5 tRNA genes and 2 rRNA genes are annotated in these 1,326 nt (G+C 41.9%); all 7 read left to right on the top strand.

Annotation, left to right across the window (positions count from 1 at the left end):
• A 16S ribosomal RNA gene (locus tag L3V35_RS25400) occupies window positions 1-117 on the top strand; the annotation flags it as partial.
• A gap of 123 nt (window positions 118-240) precedes the next feature.
• A tRNA-Glu gene (locus L3V35_RS25395) sits at window positions 241-316 on the top strand.
• 20 nt (window positions 317-336) lie between these two features.
• Window positions 337-412, top strand: a tRNA-Lys gene (locus L3V35_RS25390).
• A gap of 26 nt (window positions 413-438) precedes the next feature.
• Window positions 439-514: transfer RNA gene (locus L3V35_RS25385), tRNA-Val, on the top strand.
• 25 nt (window positions 515-539) lie between these two features.
• Window positions 540-615, top strand: a tRNA-Ala gene (locus tag L3V35_RS25380).
• A 66-nt stretch (window positions 616-681) separates the two neighbouring features.
• A tRNA-Val gene (locus tag L3V35_RS25375) sits at window positions 682-757 on the top strand.
• A 459-nt stretch (window positions 758-1,216) separates the two neighbouring features.
• A 23S ribosomal RNA gene (locus L3V35_RS25370) occupies window positions 1,217-1,326 on the top strand; the annotation flags it as partial.

Below are 1,326 nucleotides of genomic sequence, written 5' to 3'. Positions count from 1 at the left end.
AAAAGAAGTGGGTAGTTTAACCTTTCGGGGAGGACGCTCACCACTTTGTGGTTCATGACTGGGGTGAAGTCGTAACAAGGTAGCCCTAGGGGAACCTGGGGCTGGATCACCTCCTTATACGAAGATACTTACGATGAGTGTCCACACAGATTGATTAGGTTTAGAAAGAAAAAGAGATGAAGAACTCCCAAGGTTCTTCAAAGTTTGTTTCTGCTTTTTAAAGTAGAGATAAATTGCAGTGTCCCGTTCGTCTAGAGGCCTAGGACACCGCCCTTTCACGGCGGTAACAGGGGTTCGACTCCCCTACGGGATACCACTTCCTTCAAGAAGTAAAAAGGGTCGTTAGCTCAGTTGGTAGAGCAGTTGACTTTTAATCAATTGGTCGCAGGTTCGAATCCTGCACGACCCACCATTTCCTCCCAAGGAAATAAAAATTTGGGGCGATTAGCTCAGTTGGGAGAGCACCTGCCTTACAAGCAGGGGGTCACTGGTTCGAGCCCGGTATCGCCCACCATTTCCTCCCAAGGAAATAAAAATACGGGGCTATAGCTCAGCTGGGAGAGCGCCTGCCTTGCACGCAGGAGGTCTGCGGTTCGATCCCGCATAGCTCCACCATTCTTTTTCCATGAAGAATGGCTTTTATTTTTACTTTTTAAAAGTGAAGACAAAAGAAACTATCATGGGCGATTAGCTCAGTTGGGAGAGCACCTGCCTTACAAGCAGGGGGTCACTGGTTCGAGCCCGGTATCGCCCACCATCTTTAAGTATTCTTTGATGACAACAGTCTGATGAGAGTTTTTAAAAATGGTTTTGAAAGTTTAAAACTTGAAAAACTCTTGCTCTTTAACAATTTGGAAAGCTGACTGATTAGCTTAATTATTTTTACTTTTTAAAAAGTAAAACAAAACGGCCAAGGCTGTGATTAAGTTAATCAAATTTAAAAGTTCTCAATGTTTATCTGCTCTTATTTAATAAGAACGGTATAAACACAACAAACACATTCAAGTGTCTTGTATTCGAATGATCAGAAATGATTGTTCATTTTTTGATTCTACTTTTTATTAAAAAGTGGAAACAAAAAGTAAATTGAGTCCGGCAAACAGTCATCAAGAATTAACCCTTCTTGATGATAACCAAAAACCTTGGTTAGTTGCCATACGCTTATTTGTCTTCACTTTTTAAAGTGAAAGCAAATAGAAACCCTTTCGGGTTGTATGGTTAAGTGACTAAGCGTACACGGTGGATGCCTTGGCAGTCAGAGGCGATGAAAGGCGTAATAACTTGCGATAAGCCCAGATTAGGTAGTAATAACCTTTTGAGTCTGGG

Origin of the sequence: Vibrio sp. L5-1 (assembly GCF_021728315.1) — a bacterium.
GTDB classification, from domain to species: Bacteria; Pseudomonadota; Gammaproteobacteria; order Enterobacterales; family Vibrionaceae; genus Vibrio; species Vibrio splendidus_K.
Note: the sequence above shows the minus strand (reverse complement) of the source record. Positions and strands in the feature narration are given on the sequence as shown.